Origin of the sequence: Bradyrhizobium sp. Pha-3, from assembly GCF_042258615.1 — a bacterium.
Lineage (GTDB): Bacteria > Pseudomonadota > Alphaproteobacteria > Rhizobiales > Xanthobacteraceae > Bradyrhizobium.
This window is the reverse complement of the sequence record NZ_CP170152.1, coordinates 2,111,765-2,127,004: the sequence shown is the minus strand read 5'-3', so window position 1 is coordinate 2,127,004 and position 15,240 is coordinate 2,111,765. Positions and strand designations below refer to the sequence as shown.

General features: G+C 60.2%; 10 protein-coding genes and 1 pseudogene. 8 read left to right on the top strand and 3 right to left on the bottom strand.

Features of this window, described 5'->3' with window-relative positions:
• Positions 1-122 precede the first annotated feature (122 nt).
• From ACE10Z_RS09955 to ACE10Z_RS09940, 4 genes are read left to right on the top strand one after another with little or no spacing between them, the layout of a single operon-like run.
• Positions 123-1,361, top strand: coding sequence for a CaiB/BaiF CoA transferase family protein (locus ACE10Z_RS09955; protein WP_375787764.1), 1,239 nt, complete (start codon positions 123-125; stop codon positions 1,359-1,361).
• Positions 1,362-1,403: 42 nt separating this feature from the next.
• Entirely contained in the window at positions 1,404-2,180 is a 777-nt protein-coding gene (locus ACE10Z_RS09950) for an enoyl-CoA hydratase/isomerase family protein (protein WP_375787763.1), read from the top strand.
• A 31-nt stretch (positions 2,181-2,211) separates the two neighbouring features.
• Positions 2,212-4,053: an acyclic terpene utilization AtuA family protein gene (locus ACE10Z_RS09945; protein ID WP_375787762.1), complete on the top strand. Its 1,842-nt coding sequence runs from the start codon at positions 2,212-2,214 to the stop codon at positions 4,051-4,053.
• A complete protein-coding gene (locus tag ACE10Z_RS09940) occupies positions 4,050-4,814 on the top strand; it encodes a cupin domain-containing protein (RefSeq protein ID WP_375787761.1) in 765 nt (254 codons plus the stop codon). The genes ACE10Z_RS09945 and ACE10Z_RS09940 overlap by 4 nt, the downstream gene beginning before the upstream one ends.
• Positions 4,815-5,279: 465 nt before the next feature.
• Here ACE10Z_RS09940 and ACE10Z_RS09935 read toward each other — a convergent pair whose 3' ends face one another.
• Both ACE10Z_RS09935 and ACE10Z_RS09930 read right to left on the bottom strand, forming a co-directional pair.
• On the bottom strand, positions 5,280-6,170 hold the full coding sequence (locus ACE10Z_RS09935) for a hypothetical protein (RefSeq protein WP_375787760.1): 891 nt from the start codon (positions 6,168-6,170) through the stop codon (positions 5,280-5,282).
• Positions 6,167-7,198, bottom strand: coding sequence for a restriction endonuclease (locus ACE10Z_RS09930; protein ID WP_375787759.1), 1,032 nt, complete (start codon positions 7,196-7,198; stop codon positions 6,167-6,169). The genes ACE10Z_RS09935 and ACE10Z_RS09930 overlap by 4 nt, the downstream gene beginning before the upstream one ends.
• A gap of 488 nt (positions 7,199-7,686) precedes the next feature.
• Between ACE10Z_RS09930 and ACE10Z_RS09925 the strand changes: the two genes are divergently transcribed.
• The 4 genes and pseudogenes from ACE10Z_RS09925 to ACE10Z_RS09910 all read left to right on the top strand — a co-directional run bounded on the left by ACE10Z_RS09925 (position 7,687) and on the right by ACE10Z_RS09910 (position 11,913).
• Complete coding sequence (locus ACE10Z_RS09925; RefSeq protein ID WP_375787758.1) at positions 7,687-8,280, top strand: hypothetical protein; 594 nt, start codon at positions 7,687-7,689, stop codon at positions 8,278-8,280.
• 292 nt (positions 8,281-8,572) lie between these two features.
• Positions 8,573-9,001 (top strand): hypothetical protein, encoded by a 429-nt coding sequence (locus tag ACE10Z_RS09920; RefSeq protein WP_375787757.1) that lies wholly within the window; start codon positions 8,573-8,575, stop codon positions 8,999-9,001.
• An 868-nt stretch (positions 9,002-9,869) separates the two neighbouring features.
• Positions 9,870-10,340, top strand: coding sequence for a hypothetical protein (locus ACE10Z_RS09915; RefSeq protein WP_375787756.1), 471 nt, complete (start codon positions 9,870-9,872; stop codon positions 10,338-10,340).
• Positions 10,341-10,549: 209 nt separating this feature from the next.
• Positions 10,550-11,913, top strand: a pseudogene (locus ACE10Z_RS09910) (IS1182 family transposase).
• Between the two features lie 246 nt (positions 11,914-12,159).
• Here the strand turns inward: ACE10Z_RS09910 and ACE10Z_RS09905 are convergent.
• Positions 12,160-15,225 carry an AAA family ATPase gene (locus tag ACE10Z_RS09905; RefSeq protein WP_375787755.1) on the bottom strand — a complete coding sequence of 1,022 codons (3,066 nt, stop codon included), beginning with the start codon at positions 15,223-15,225 and terminating at the stop codon, positions 12,160-12,162.
• Between the last annotated feature and the right edge of the window lie 15 nt (positions 15,226-15,240).

Below are 15,240 nucleotides of genomic sequence, written 5' to 3'. Positions count from 1 at the left end.
TGTTCATCCCACCACAAATTTGACCGCGAACAGCACGGCGAGACACGGCAACGCGGCGTACTTTAAAAAATCTAGGCGAATGCACGAGGGCGGCTGTCTGCGCGCCTAGGGAGGTAAACCAAATGACTGAATTTTCCGGGCCGCTGTCAGGCATCAAGGTACTCGATCTCACGACCGTCTTCATGGGGCCCTCTGCGACACAGATGCTGGGCGACCTCGGCGCCGATGTCATCAAGGTGGAGGCGCCCGGTGGCGACTCGACCCGGACACTTGGGCCGAACGGCGAGCATGGTCTGGGGCCGCTGTTTCTTGGCCTCAACCGCAACAAGCGCAGCATCGTCATCGACCTGAAGTCGGCTGCCGGCGCGGAGTTGCTGCTCGAACTTACCAAGTCTGCGGACGTGCTTGCCACCAACATCCGACCCGCGGCGATGGCGCGGCTCGGCCTCGGATACGCGCGCCTGGCCGAACTGAACCCGCAGCTCATCTACGCCAGCATGGTCGGCTTCTCGCAGAGGGGGCCCTACGGTCCGAAGGCCGCATACGACGACATGATGCAGGCGGCGACCGGTTTGGCCGCGGTGATGGGTCAGCAGGCTGAGGGCGAACCGCGTTATATGCCGCTGGCGATCGCCGATCGCTCGGTAGGCCTCTACGCTTTCGGCGTCATTGCCGCGGCGCTCTACGCGCGAACTCGGACCGGCAAGGGGCAATGCGTCGACATTCCGATGTTCGAGACGATGGTGCCGTATGTGTTGGGGGACCACCTCTACGGTCACACGTTCGTTCCCAGCCAGGGGGAGTTCGGGTATCCGCGGCTGACGGCAAAGAACCGCCGTCCGTACAAGACCAAGGACGGGTATGTGTGTTGTCTCATCTACACCGACCGGCAATGGAAGATCTTCCTGACGGCGGTGGGCAAGGGCGATCTGCTGAAGACGGATCCGCGCTTCGCCGACATCCGTAACCGCACGGCGCACATCGACGAGCTTTACCAGTTGGTCTCTGAAGAACTCGAGCAGCGGACCACGCGCGAATGGCTCGAGCTCCTGCCGGAAAACGAGATTCCGATCTTCCCGATGCACACGCTGGAAACACTTCTCGAGGACGAGCACCTGGCCGCCACGGGCTTCTTCACGGAGGTGGAGCATCCGATCGTCGGAAGGATCCGCGAGACCGCGGTTCCGAGCGAGTGGTCAGGCACCGTACCGCTCAATCGACATCCGGCGGCCGCGCTCGGCGAACACACGGTCGATGTCTTGCGTGAGGCGGGGCTCGGCGAGCAGCGGATCCATCAACTGGTGGCAGACAACATCGTATTCCAGCGGCCGGTCGTGCTCCAGCCGCCGCAAGCTGCCTGAGCTCATATCTCGCTTCGCGTTCGATCCGCATCCGGGGGATTCATGACCAACCCTTCTTCAGAACTGCTCGATGAGCGCCGCGGCGATGTCCTCTGGCTCACGATATCGAGGGAGGCGCGCCGCAACGCGATCAGTCCAGGTGTGCTCAGAGGCCTTTGCGATGCGATCGAGCGTGTCCAACATGAACGCGATGTGCGGGCTGTCGTCCTCACGGGTGCCGGAGACAAGGCCTTCTGCGCCGGAGCCGACCTTGCGGCCGGCACGGCCTTTCGCTTTGACCATTCCGAGCCCTATGCAGCTTTTGCAGATCTGCTCCGGCTGGCGCGACGTAGCATTGTCCCGCTGGTCGCCCGCGTGAACGGCGCCTGCATGGCCGGCGGCATGGGCTTGCTGGCCATGTGCGATCTCGCTGTGGCAGCACCGCACGCGGTGTTCGGCCTGCCCGAAGTGAAAGTCGGCCTGCTCCCGGCGCAGGTCCTGAGCGTACTCGATGATCTGCTGCCTCGGCGCGCACTGGCGCAGATGTGCCTGACGGGCGAACCCATCTCCGCAGCGCAGGCGCTGAACTGGGGGCTAGTCAATACGGTCGTCGACGACCTGGATACAGGCCTGCAGGCCCTGCTGGGCCGTATTCTCGACAAGTCGCCGGCCGCGATCCGTCGCGGCCTGTACACGATGAAAGCCATCGAAGCGATGTCGTTCGAAGAGTCGATGCGCTTCACCGAGAGCCAAATCGCAGTGTTTGCTTTGACGGAAGATGCTGCGGAGGGGCAGCTCGCATTCCGCGAAAAGCGGGCGCCGAACTGGACCGGACGCTGATGACGCACGAGCAATTGACGAGGAGATGGCAGTGAACCTATCGCCGCAACAACGAACCGTCCGCATTGGTGGAGCCTCGGGATTCTGGGGCGACAGTAGCGTAGGTGCGCCGCAGCTCGTTGCCAGCGGGCAAATCGACTATCTGGTCTTCGACTATCTGGCCGAACTGACCATGTCGATCTTGGCCGCGGCGCGGCAGAAGAACGCCGCGCTCGGCTACGCGACCGACTTCGTGACCGTGGCCATGCGCGCCGTCCTGAAAGACGTCGTCCAGCGTGGGATCCGCGTGGTCAGCAATGCGGGCGGCGTCAACCCGCAGGCCTGCGCGGCGGCACTTCAGACCCTCGCCGAGGAACTGGGGGTGAACGTGAAGATCGCGGTGGTCACCGGTGACGACGTTATGCCACTCATCCCGCAGCTGCGAGAGGCGAACGAGCCCCCGCGCGAGCTGCAAAGCGGCGTGCTACTCCCCGAGCGCGTCGTCTCGGCGAATGCGTACCTCGGTGCCTTGCCGGTCAAGGCGGCATTAGATGCGGGGGCCGACGTGGTGATCACCGGTCGGTGCGTCGACTCTGCCGTGACATTGGGCGTGTTGATGCACGAGTTCGGCTGGTCCGTCGACGACCTCGATCGACTCGCGGCAGGTAGCCTTGCTGGCCACATCCTCGAATGCGGCTGTCAGGCTACCGGGGGTCTCTTCACCGACTGGGATTGCGTGCCTGACTGGGCGCACATCGGCTACCCGATCGTCGAATGCAGCCTCAATGGCGACTTCACTGTCACGAAGCCGGCGGGAACCGGTGGCCTCGTCGCACCGGCAGTGCTGGCGGAGCAGATACTGTATGAGATCGGCGATCCCTCCGCCTACCTGCTGCCGGACGTCACCTGCGACTTCACTGGCGTTACGCTGAACACCGAAGGGGCGGACCGTGTCCGCGTGAGTGGTGCCCGCGGTCGCGCGCCAACTTCGACGTACAAGGTCTGCGCCACGTACGTGAATGGATTCAAGCTCTCCGCGCAACTGACCATCGTCGGCTTCGATGCCAACGCCAAGGCCCGGCGGACCGGCGAGGCGATTCTCGAGCGCACCAGCGAGTTGCTAAGCGCGCGCGGACTCCCGCCCTATACCGAGACGATGATCGAGATGCTCGGCACGGAATCCTGCTACGGGCCCCATGCGCGCGCGGGCGGAACGCGCGAAGCGGTGCTACGGCTGACGGCGACGCACCGCGACAAGGCGGCACTCGAACTGCTGGCCCGCGAGGTGGCCCCGGCGGGAACGTCCTGGGCGCCCGGCACGACGGGCGGGGGCGGCCGCGCTTCGGCTTCGCCGTCCATCAGTCAATACGCGTTCCTGCTCGACAAATCCCGGTTGCGGCCGCGGGTTCTCATCGACGGCCGCACTCTGAATGTTCGCGTGCCTGAGGGCACGGCGCAGGGCGTCGCGGCGCCCCGCGCGCCCGCTGCGCCCCAGGACGTTGCGGATTCCGGCATGGACGCGATCGAGCTTCCACTGATCCGCGTGGCTTGGGGACGCAGCGGCGACAAGGGCGATAGCTCGAACATCGGCATCATCGCGCGGCATCCCCGGTTGCTGCCGTTCCTTCGCGGCCAGCTCACGCCCGAGCGCGTCGCAGGGCACCTGGCGCATCTGGTCCGTGGCCCCGTCACGCGCCACGAAGTGCCGGGCATCCACGCCTTCAATTTCGTTTGCGAGCAGGCGCTCCGCGGCGGCGGCATGAAGTCCCTGCGCAACGATGCGCTGGGCAAGGGCATGGCGCAGATTCTCCTGGCAATGCCCGTGCGCATTCCGGTTGCCCTCTTGTCTCTCGTTCGCACCGTCAATGGACCCACCCAAGGAACAGGCCAATGAACACCTCGCCTCACGTCCTCTACCCCGATCAGGTCGCCCCCTATCAGCCGGCCAATCACACGGGTACTTCGAATCGCCGTATTATCAGCCGCGACACTGTTGGCGCGCGGCACCTGGAAGTGTTGATCGGAACCATCTCCAAGGGACACGGCGCGCAACGACACGCCCACCCGCCCCTCGAACAGGCCTCCTATCTGCTGCGCGGCGCCGGCGTTAGCGAGGTATACGGGCAAGAGCAGCACCTCAGTGCAGGCGACTGGGGCTTTAGCCCGAAGGGCGTGTTCCACTCCTTCACAGTCACCAGCGAAGAACCGGCGCAGGTGCTCGTCGTCTACGCGCCACCTTACCAGGAGAATCCGCAGGCCGTCGTCGTGCACAACCCGGCGTATCCGCAGCCGGAGCCTCGGCCACCGGTAAAGACTGCTGTGGCGCCGGTACCCGTCCGTTGGGAAGGCACCGAGGGCGCGCGGGTTGAGACCATTGTGGACACCGCTACCGAAGGCGCGCAGCACCTTGCGATCCATCGCGTCGTTGCAGTTGCCGGCGCCCGCGGGCGCGCGAGACAATTGGAGAACCAGGAGCGCGTGCTCTACGTTCTCGAGGGCGCGGTCGAGGGGCAGGCGGATCAACGCGCCTTCGAAGCGGGCGCCGGGAGCTTGGTTTTCATTCCGGAGGGGGCTGTTTGGCAATGGCGATCCGGCCGGGCGGGCTCGACGTTCTTCGTGATCGACGGCTTTGCCGCGAACCCTTTACCGATCTGACCTGCAGCTACTTTCCGCATCACGCCGCGTGCAAAGCCGAGTTAGCCCGGGCGACGTTGTTGCCGCGCCGCAAAGCAATTTGACGCGCTTTGGGCCGCCATGATCTCGCAGCACGGCGCGACGGCGGTATAGGCCGGCTCAGAGGTGGCCTTCTTCGAATTCTGCCGGCGCGCTCCGAAATGGTGACCACTCTGATCGCGCAGATGTCCGATTTGCTCGCCCCAATATCCAAATCTACGACGCCCACGTAGTCGACCTGTACCAGTGGGTCTGTGCGCGGTACCTCTTTTCTGTGAAGGGTGCAGAAACTAGCTGGCTGGCGCTCCCTAGGGAACTGCGGGAAAACGGCGATATCAACTACTTAGCTGGAATTTTGGGGAAATCGACTTCCACTGATTTCCAATGCTTTTCAGCAAAGAGCCCCAAACCGCGTTTAACAATGCAGATTGCGGCGGCATTCGTCTACTAAGACGAAGCGTCAGAGCCTGCTCCGCGCAAATCTCGTTCCTTCCTCCTCAGTTCTATCAAGTCAGGATGATTGATGGTCTCAACTATTTTTTCGACGGGAATAACGATAGCAATGCCGGTATGTACCCCGTCCCTCAACCGGTCTTCTTCAGTGACCACATCTTCGTTTAGGTTCTTCACATCGAAATGGCCGTGAACCATGCCGAGCAGCGCCATAGGCTGCAAACACACCGTCCTCTTTGACAGAGCATTCGAGAATTCGAACCCTTGATCCGCATGCGCGAAAACGGGTGAGCCACTTAAACCTCCTACGGAACGGGCTTCTATTAGGTAGGCTTTGATATCGCCGGCGAGGGTGGACACAGGCTCACCGGGCAGCATTGAGATATTTCCGACACGGACAATCGGCACATTTCGCTTCTGCCCAAAATGACTACGAAACAAACCGATTATAGATATCTGTCCCCCGCGACCCATATGGCGCCTTTTGAATTCTTCTTCGGGTAACAGCCCATCTTTTTGGTTCAGTGCAATTGAAACAGTATCGATCTTGACCACATTGCCTTGGTCATCTTTGAGAGCGTTCGCTCTAAACGGCATCACGGCAACATCTGCGGCTTCCCGTGCGTTGTCCGGATGAAATCGAAATTCGGTCGCATCTACCTGAAACTCGGCAACTCCGTCACCCATTAGATTAACACGCACAAAGATATCGTTATTAGTTCTGACTAAGCCGGCTACGACGTGCTCGGCAGTAACCAGATGCGTCAAGCTGATCTGGTCCTCCAGCCAGTCGACAAAAAAACCGGTGGCACGCGGTTGAAACCGCCCATCCTTCATTACGCCTATGAAGGCAACACATTTCAAAGCAGCGTCGGTGATGTTCATGTTACGCACCCCCTCAACCGGATCGGAATGCGCCATGCATCCGCGAGATTTGAACTTTCAACGTCATCAAAAATCACCGGCTTGCCCGCGTCGAATAGAGCTTTCGCCTTTTTCATTGCCTCATCGGAGGGCGGCCAGTAACTGACGCTAGTCATTATTCGGGGGACGCGAACCCGCGTCACGAGCGACATCGGCTCTTTGTGAACGATGTCCGACAAGGCTCCCTCGGAATTGACTGGCTCCAGTGTTAGTGGCCCTTTAATCTCGCCGAATTTGGCGGTGACGCGCAGCCGTTCGATTTCTCCCGCTTCAGCATTTTTCAGGATGCTACGGCTGAACGTACCCGGTACCGAAGCAATTAACCCCGTGACGGTCACAGCACCGACTACCTGCCACGTCGCCTCTGCGCTCTTTGCCTTTAGATTTACGATGTGATCGCCAATCCTCGCGGGGATCACGCCGGATACCCAAAGCTGCCACAGGCACGAAAATAGTTCGGGTGCAGATGGTTCACCCTTGGTATCGAGGACCGCATTGACGAATTGCGGACCGTCATCAAAACTGTCGTCCACGTAGGGCAGCAGGTTGAGATTTATTTGCGTAATCAGCAAAAAGACCATGGACTGGATCGCGGTGTTGATTTCCTGACTAAGACGATCAGCATTGAGACCCTCAAAAACGAGTGTCCTGATCCCACAAAGGGTTGCTGCGTCCTGAGCATCGCGCGTGTACCCCTTGGCACTGACGAGTATTCCTTGCTGCACGGGAATGCCGACTTCCTTCAGGATGCGAACGAAGTTGTCTACTGCCGCAGTATCAAGAGCTTTGGCCTCGTTCTTACATCCAATCGCAATGCGCACCGGATAGCCCGCCACATGGGACGTGATCAGAACGTCAACTTCTCTACGGCGCTTCTTTTCACTGCGAAGTACGGGAAGCTTCTTCCGCTTCTCGACAACAACCCCCGGCACCTCGTGCATCATCGCAACGAGGTCTTCCAAGATTTTTCCCTTGCGCTTGGCAGTCACGTCTCTCCCCACGAAACTCCCCAACTTCCAAACCCATATCACGGACTAGCCGGATAGGCGGTAGACACCCCGACCTCCGGCGGTGATGGACGATCTAGCCGCTCTCCGCACGACAGCGTACTACGTTCACGATCTTGCCAGCCCGATTGGCTTGCGCCAAGTGTCTAGACGCCGGACGGCGAGCGCCCACCGGGACGTGCAACTTCTGCCCTGTCGTGCGACGGACACATCGTCGAGGTGAATAACATCATTGCAGGCACCGGCTCTGTTCATCCCAACTGCCGCGCCGTCTGGGTTGCGATCATAAAAGACGAGGCCGAGCTGCCGAAGATCACAGGCGCTCGATCCGCAACCTCATTGGCGACGAGACGTGCAGCAGCCGTCAAAACCCATCGTCAAAAAAGGTCACGCCGGCATCGAAAGAGGCGGAAAAGCGGGAGTAAGTTGTGTAGTGTGCCGCCCATGCAGAGCCGTTGCGGGGGTGTTTCGTGCAAATCAGCCGAAAAGAGGAAACTGAAGATTACGTCCGTCACGAGTGCGGGCACTGGCTCTTAGCAAAGATCCTCGGCTTCCCAACAGAGGAAATTCGATTACAGGAGGAGAAGGCGTACTCCGCGCTCAAAGTCTTTCCCGTCATCAAGGACTTGGGTGACATGCGGGAGTTCATCGAACGCCGCGTCATTGTCCTGTACGGGGGCGCCATCGCTCAGTCGATGCGCGGCCGTAAGATGATGAACGAAATCACTCACGAGTTCATCCGCACCACGGCAAGCGACGACAAGTCAAAGCTCGATCAACTGATCCGGATGCATGCGGCAACCGCTTGGGACGGGTCGGATAAGGATCACTACGAAAAGGTTTCAAGCGAAATCGAGAGCCGGCTCTACAACGAAGCCGCATCGCTGCTTGAAAACAACGCCGATGTGCTCCACGGCCTAACCAAGCATTTTATGAAACTCTACAAAAAGGCCGGCAAGCCAAAGGACTTCCAGTGTTCCAATGAGGAGCTCGGACAGTTCGAGCCGCTGCAAACCCTCACTCTCGGACGTTTGCCAGCGGATGATGTGCCGACGAAGGAGTAAATACGTGAAGTTCGACTGGGGCATGATGAACGGCGAGCTGTCAGCCTTGCGTTGGGTTCTCGGGGATGAATGGGGGCATGCTCGATACATGAAATAGGAGACCCGCGAAGCCCGCCTCCATCTGCACCGTTGCTGCGCGACGCGAGGCTGGATCGACGGTTTATTCTTGCCTCATTCGACATGCGATTTCAGCATCAACCAAGTTTACAACGCGAGCTTCCATTGCCTTCCCACCCTCCCACAAACTAAACGCTGCACGATAGCCCGTTACGCTTCTTCGGACGCCTAGCAGTTGCTTAACAGAAGTAGCATTCACGAGGGTGCCTACGTATGCGGCAACAAGGCGGCTGGAGAGGTCGTCGCCCGGGCCAGAGCAGAAGCGGCAGCGCAGGCAGCGGGGCCTGCCCCCACCGTACGATCGGCCGTTGAAGGCTACATCAAGGAACGGGACGCGCGCGAACAGCGCCGAGCAGGTCGTGACGTGCGCTCTGACGCCGCCAACAAACTCCGGCGCTACGTTCTTGGCCAAGACAAGCGCGGCAATCAGCGAGCCATCGAAGCTGCGCCTCTCGCGGCGGTGAAGCTACATGCGTTGAAGGAAGACGATTTGCTCACCTGGCGTGAAGGATTGCCGAAGGAGCTCAAGGTCACGACAAAGCGGCGGCTCATGAATGACCTGACGCCTCATGGCCGCGGCTCACCGCGGTTCGAAAGAAGCTAAATCCCATGTTCCTCACCGACGTGAGAGCCGGCTTCAAAGCCGAGCGGATCGATGACAATGATGAAACATCGGTCGCTCGTGACAATCAGATCCTCACGGATCAACAGGTCGCTAAGATACTTCAAGCAGCATTCGAGGTTGACGAGGAGCAAGGATTCGAGGGCGATTTGTACCGGATTGTCGTATGTCTGGCGGCGACCGGTGCGCGGTATGCCCAGGTCAGGCGTATGCGCGTATGTGACCTACAAACCTCTCAGCGTCGTCTTATGGTCCAGGCTCGTACAAAGGGCGCGGCGGCAATGGCGGCTCAGTCCCCCTGCCGGTCGGTGACGATGTCATTGAGGCACTTTTGCCCGCAACCGTCGGACGGCCTAGTGATGCGACACTATTCCAGCGCTGGCTCCACAAACAGGAGCCGAACGGCATAGACTGGAAAAGGTCCGAACGTGGCTCATGGAAAAGAGCTGAGCTTACACGTCCTTGGAGCGCTATTCGCGAACGCACCGCTATGCCCGACATTATTCCCTATGCGTTACGGCACTCGAGCATTGTGCGCGGCCTCCGAAAGGGTCTATCGATCCAGCAGGTCGCCAAACTGCACAACACCTCCGTCAAAATGATCGAGCGGCACTACGCGAAGTACATTGCAACAGCGCTGGAAGAGCTCGCCAGGGCGGCAGTGGTGCCACTGATACCTAGGAGCGGAAGCAATGTGGTGCCTATGGGAAAACGGGCATAAAGACCAGGCGATATAGGGCCCGACCGCGATGATGCCGGTCGCTTACTGCTTTCCCTCGGCGACGCAGTTGCCGCCTATCGCGCGGCTCTTACGGAAAGAACTCGTGAGCTGGTCCCTCTCGAGTGGGCCATGACCCAGCACAACCTCGGCAACGCGCTCCGGGAGCTGGGCGAGCTACAAGGCGGCACTGCCCGGCTTGAGGAGGCGATTGCCGCGTATCGCTCGGCGCTTACGGAAAGAAGCCATGAGCGCGTTCCGCACCTATGGGCTATAACCCAGCACAACCTCGGCGCGGCGCTCCTAGAGTTGGGTATGCGAGAGAGTGGCACGACCGAGCTCAAGGAGTCGATTGCCGCTTATCAGGCGGCTCTCACGGAATACACCCGTGAGCGCTCACCTCTCGATTGGGCGCAGTTCACAAAAACATCGGTGTTGGACAAATACTACTTGCCGAGCGAACCGACGATATACAAATGGCTCAGACGGCATTTTCTCAAATTGAGCTTGCTCTCGCCACGGCGCGCAGCAACGGTGATTCAAGGATTGTCAAGTACTGCTCGACTCAGCTGCCTCGGTTTCAAGCGACTATCGTGCGATTGACCAACCGTTGATCGCTGGGAGCGTCCCTTATGGGTTAAACTCGGAAGTCGGACCGCGCAGCCGTGAGGTCCGCTCCACCCCCCGACACCGGACTTTCGGTAGCAAGCGCGGCACATCCGAAAAGGGCCTATTGTGTTGAAAAACTCGACCGTTGAATCCGAAGGAGATCACTGATTCATTCTGTCGGTGTGGGCGGGAGACTTGAATCGATGATGGGTCCGCGGCAAGTCGATCAGGCGGCGCTGTTCTACGAGTTCTCACTTGAACGACATGTTCCGGCCGCTCACTCGCTGAGGGCGATCGACCGGTTCGTCGATTTGTCAGAGGTTCGGAGCCACTTGGCTCCATTTTACGGCTCGACTGGCCGGCCTTCGATTGATCCCGAACTGCTCGTGCGGATGCTGCTGGTTGGCTACTGCTACGGCATTCGTTCCGAACGGCGGTTATGCGAGGAGGTGCACCTGAACCTTGCCTACCGCTGGTTCTGTCGGCTCGGGCTTGGCGGCGAGGTGCCGGACCACTCGACATTCTCCAAAAACAGGCATGGCCGCTTCCGTGATTGCGATCTGCTGCGCAAGCTGTTCGAGACCGTGGTTCGGCGCTGCATGGTAGAAGGGTTGATAGACGGGGCAGCTTTTGCGGTCGATGCCAGCCTGATTGCCGCTGACGCCAACAAGCAGCGTTCTGCTGCTGGGTCTGACGAGGTTGACTGGCAAGCCATTGCCAGGACGCGTCGATCCGTCCGGGAGTATCTCGACACCCTGGATGAGGCAGCATGGGGCGCGGCGAGCGAAACTGTGCCGAAGTTCATCTCGAAGTCGGATCCGGCCGCGCAATGGACTGGCGCTCACAAAGGACATGCCTTCTTTGCCTACGCCAACAACTACCTCATCGACCTGAAGGTCGCGATCATCGTCGACGTCGAGGCGCGACGCGAGCGATCCGGCAGGCCGAGGTCGGCGCGGCACGCACAATGACTGAGCGCACTGAAGAGCGCCTTGAACTCTGTCCCGAGCGCCTGGCCGCCGATAGTGCCTACGGCTCGGCGGAGATGCTGGGATGGCTAGTCAACGAGCGGGCGATTGAACCGCACATTCCGGTGTTCGACAAGTCGGCTCGCACCGATGGAACGTTCGCGCGGAAAGACTTCGCCTACGATCAACAAAGCGACGTTTACATCTGCCCGGCTGGCAAGGTGCTGACTTCCACGGGGACCCTGGTGAATGATGGAGCAACACTGCTCTATCGCGCCGTCAAACATGATTGCGACGCCTGCGAGCTTAAGCCACGTTGCTGTCCGAAGATGCCCGCCCGCAAGGTCCCACGTTCAATCCACGAAAAGGCCCGGGACGTTGCGCGCGATATTGCCAAGACTGATGCCTATGTCAGGTCCCGGCGCGAACGGAAGAAGATTGAGATGCTCTTCGCGCACCTCAAGCGCATCCTGCGCCTCGACCGTCTCAGGCTAAGAGGCCCGTTGGGCGCTCGTGACGAGTTCCTCCTTGCCGCAACGGCGCAGAACCTCAGGAAGCTCGCAAAGCTGATCCCGATTCCTGCGCTCCAGCCCGCCTAGGCGCAATCAAGCACCCGTGCGCCGGTCGCATTGCCCGATCCCAAATTGCCAGTTCGCGGACTTCTTCAACACAATCGGCCAACAGCAGACATGGATTGCTATTCGATCAGATCGTCGGCGAACCCAATCAGCGCATGCGAGACGTTGAGACGAAGGGAATTCGGTGGCTTGGGATTGACCATCGTGGATAAGCATCTTTGGCCGGGCCCGTGCGGCTCGTGGGAAATCCTGGCTTAGACCAATGAATCAGCCGAGCTCATCGAGCAACATTTTTGCCTGTCGCAGATCAAGCGTTCCGAAGCCCTCGCCAAACCGATCATACACGCCCGCAAGCAATCCTCGGGCCCTGGCGCGCTCGCCTCGATCGCGCCAAAGCCGCGCCAGGCTCTTGGCTGCCCGAAGCTCCCAGGATTTAGCCTGCTGTTTCCGCGCGACCACGAGCGCCCGATCGAAATGCATTTCCGCTTTGTTGATGTCGGGCTCGGGCGCAAGTAATGCGATTTCGCCGGCGATGCGACGTATATCGGACTCGCACCACGTTTCACCGGTCTTTTCAATCGCTCTCAAAGCTTCGGCCATGTGTCGCCATGCCTCGTCGAACCGGCCCAGTTCGGCATGGGCCCGCGCCATGTGAGCCACATACCAGGGAACGAAAACGACAGAGCCGCTCGATTTCCAGGCGGCTATGCCTGCGGGGATGATAGCCATCGCAGCCGAGGCTTTGCCCGTCAGCGCCTGGATGCAACCCCGGTGCATCATGCCACCTCCCCTCCATTGTGCGGCATTTTTCTCCGTCGCCAGCGGTATCAGCTCGTCGAGCTGTGCGTCGGCGGCTTGGTAATCCCCGCAATGGATAAAAGCATATGACGTGAAATAGAGCGAATACATCAACGGCACGCCCTGACCTACCTCGCGCGCTTCTGCGACTGCACTTTTCGCATCAGCGAGAGCGCCTTCGGGATATCCGAGCATCCAGCGGATCCACGAACGATAACAGAGTGCGGCGACCCGGATATCCTGGCCAAATCGCGCCGAAAGTTGGCGATGTTCAGCGGGATTATAAGACGCGATCGCGCGATCGAACTGTATGAGCGCTTCCGGAAGATTTCCAATCGTCGCCTGAGAAACGCCAACGAGCCGTTGCCCAAGCATCTGCAGCGTTGCTTCCTTCTGCTCTTCGGCGCGCTTGAGAAATTGCGCGGCGAGCTCGGTCACGGTGCTCGCGTGAAAACTGTTGAAGTTCGCAACCCAGAAACTATAGAGCACCGAAAAAAGCAGAAACGAGTCTTCAGGAGCCTCACCACGCGCTTCCGCGTGTTCGATCAATGTCCGGGCGCGCAGGGCGGCAGCCTTGGTTTCGGGAGCGCCATAACCCCTGAAGTGCATGAGCGGGGTTATCAACGCGACCTGCAGCTTGATTTCTTCTCGTCGAAGAGCTGATGTTGAAGGCAAGGTGGCTATTTGAGACAGTGCGCGATTTAGCTGCTCGGCCGCTTCCGGCAATGCCGCACGCTCCAGGGAGCGTTGTCCGGCCTTCGCCCAGAGCCCCGCCGCCTTTTCGATCAGCCCGGCGTCGGTGCAGTGGCGTGCCAGAAGTTCTGGCTGGCGTTCGACGACATCGGCAAACCGGGTCTCCAGCGCCTGTGCGATCCTGCCATGCAGTTCGCGGCGATGCTCGCGGAGCAACGTGCCGTAGGCCGCATCCTGCACCAACGCGTGCTTGAACACATAGGTCGCGTGTGGCGGGACGCCTTTGCGGAACAGCAAGCCGGCGCTAATCAGCCGATTCAACGCTCCTTCCAATTCCGCCTGTGACTTGCCTGCCGCGGCCTCTATCAGGGCATGCGAGAATTCGCGGCCGATTGCAGAGGCAACCTGCGCCAGCTCCTTGGCGGCACCTAGCCGGTCGAGACGGGCCATCAAGGAGGCGTGAAGCGTCGCGGGAATTTCAAGCCTCGTCGACGGAATTGCTGCCGCTGTTCGCCGTGCCTCTTCTTCGTTCTCCGCTTCCAGCACCGCCTTTGCCATCTCCTCGATGAACAGCGGAATGCCGTCGGTACGATCAATCATCTCCTCGCGGATGCCGGTTGGCAAAAACTTGTTGCCTATGATGCGGTCAATGATGGCATCGATGTCCTTGCGTCCCAGCCGATTGACTGTGACAGCAGTGACATGTGGAAGCCCGATCCAGGGCGGCGCGAACTCGGGCCGGAACGTAATAATCAGCAACACGGGGAGTTCTACGATGCGCTCCAGGATGCGGCCGAGCAGTTCGAGACTGCTTGGATCGGTCCAGTGCGCATCCTCGAAGATCATCAGCACGGGCTCGGAGCGCGAAAGCGCCTCGACTTGAGTGACAAAGGCCTCGAGCGTTTTCTTCCGACGCTGCTGCGGGTCAAGGTTCAAGGTCGGGTAGCGGCCGTCGTTCGGAAGCGATAGCAGTTCAGCAAACAGCGCCGAATCAGCAGTTGACGTCGCGCTCCGGGCCAGCACGGCATCGAGCTTGTCCAGTTTCACCCGCACGGGATCGTCGTGCGCCAGCCTGGCTGCGCGTTCCAACTGGCCGATCATAGAATAGAGCGCGCTATCGGTGCGTTGTGGCGAGCAAAAGCAGCGCAAGCGTGCGTGAGGTTCTTCGCTGATTTGTTGCAACAACACCGCTGTCAGCCGCGATTTTCCTATCCCAGCTTCACCGGAAATCAGCACCACCTGGCCCTCGCCGGTCTTTGCTCTCTTCCAGCGCCGCAGCAAGAGCTGCGATTCCTCTTCCCTTCCGACAAAGGACGTGAGGTTGCCGGGGTGATGAAAAGCCTCGAACCGACCTTCCACGGACGCCGGCCGCAGCGCCGCCCAAACCTGAACAGCACCGGCGATGCCTTTGAGCTCCTGCAGGCCAAGATCCCGCGCTTCGAACAGATTGCCGAGAAGACGCTTTGTCGTGTCCGCGAAAACTACCATGTCCGGCTCGGCAAGTCCTTGCAGCCGGGCCGCGAGGTTGGGCGTCTCGCCAACGATTCCCCGTTCCTGGGCCTGTCCCGATCCCACGAGATCGCCAACAACAACCAGCCCCGTGGCGATGCCAACACGGGTTTGCAGCGGCGTACCTGTGTTCAATTTCGCAACTTCCGCGACGAGGTCCAGCCCCGATCGCACGGCCCTCTCGGCGTCGTCCTCATGTGCCTCCGGATAACCGAAATAGACCAGCACACCGTCGCCCATATATTTGGCGACAAATCCGCCGAAGCGACGGACGGTTTCGGTGACGCATTTCTGATAGGCCGAGATGAGTTTGCGTAGGTCTTCGGGGTCCATCCGCGTCGACATCGC